Source organism: Gordonia sp. p3-SID1431 (assembly GCF_025143765.1).
Taxonomy (GTDB): Bacteria; Actinomycetota; Actinomycetes; order Mycobacteriales; family Mycobacteriaceae; genus Gordonia; species Gordonia hongkongensis.
In genome coordinates this window covers 1-1,300 of record NZ_JAMBDT010000194.1, presented here as the reverse complement: position 1 = coordinate 1,300, position 1,300 = coordinate 1, and the positions used below count along the sequence as shown (strand labels likewise).

The following is a 1,300-nucleotide window of genomic DNA, read 5'->3' as shown; positions in this document are numbered from 1 at the left end:
TAAGAAAATCGACCCAGAGGTCCGTTCGAGGGCCTTGCGGCTGCTGGAGGCCCACGGCGGCGAGTACACGTCGTTGACTGCCGCTGCCGAAGCGATCGCCAAGCAAGTCGGTGTCGGCGGGGAGACGGTACGCCGCTGGGCCGTGCAGGCCCAAGTCGATGCCGGCGCCCGCTCCGGGACCACCTCGAAGGAGTCCGCCGAGATCAAGCGCCTCAAGGCGGAGAACAAGCAGCTGCGAGAGGACGTTGCCATTCTGAAAGCAGCGACGACTTTCTTCGCGGGGGAACTCGACCCCCGCAACCGATGATCGTGGCGTTCATAGATCAGATGCGTGCCAACGGTTTTGCGGTCGAGTCGATCTGCCGGGTCATGCGTGAGCAGGGCTGCCAGATTGCCGCACGAACCTACCGGGCATGGCGATCACGCACGCCTGCCGCACGGACGGTCTCCGATGCCCACGTCGTCGATGCGGTGCGCACCGTGGTCTGGCGTACCGGTGACGACGGCCGGCGGAAGATGACTCCGGAGGGCCTCTACGGGCGGGTGAAGATGCGCGCCCATCTGCACCGCACAATGCTGCCGGGGGTGTCGTATGGTGCTGTTGATCGAGCGATGAAGACACTAGGCCACAATGGGATTCGAAGGTCCAAGGGAGTCCGCACTACCGTCCGCTCCGCTGATGGTGTGCGCGCGGAGGATCTGCTGAACCGACAGTTCAGTGCTGCCGAACCGAACCGGGTCTGGGTGACCGATTTCACCTACTGCCGGACCTGGGCTGGGTGGGTGTACGTGGTGTTCATCATCGACGTGTTCTCCCGTCGAATCGTGGCGTGGCATGCGTCGACTTCGAAGACGGTGGAGTTGGTCACGGTCCCGCTTCGGATGGCACTGTGGCAGCGCAATCGGGAAGGGCATCCGGTGAAAGCTGCTGAGCTGATTCATCATTCGGATGCCGGCAGTCAGTACACATCAGTTACACTGACTGAGCGTCTGCGACTGGAAGACATCGCAGCGTCGATCGGATCGGTCGGGGACGCCTACGACAACGCGATGGCCGAGTCGGTGAACGGCTTGTACAAGACCGAGTGCATCCGGACCACGATCTTCCACTCCGGCCCGTACCGGACGATCTCCGACGTCGAGTTCGCGACCGCTGGTTGGGTCGACTGGTACAACAACAGCAGGTTGCACTCGAGTATCGGCCAGATTCCCCCGACCGAGTTCGAAACGCTCCACTACGCTGGCCTCGGACCCGAGGACCAGCCCACATTGGAGGCGGCACAAAACCTAGGGTGATTCA

At 62.7% G+C, this 1,300-nt stretch carries 1 protein-coding gene and 1 other annotated feature; the gene reads left to right on the top strand.

Going from position 1 to position 1,300, the window contains the following annotated elements; genetic code table 11:
• Positions 1–1,296 (top strand): IS3 family transposase gene (locus M4D77_RS23750; protein ID WP_259937729.1). Its coding sequence is split into 2 segments (ribosomal slippage), with 1,297 coding nucleotides annotated over them: positions 1–269 and positions 269–1,296; the frame shifts between segments, so codons are not numbered across the junction. This gene is flagged as partial in the annotation.
• Positions 268–399: a sequence feature (AL1L pseudoknot), on the top strand. It overlaps the preceding gene by 132 nt.
• Positions 1,297–1,300: the final 4 nt, after the last annotated feature.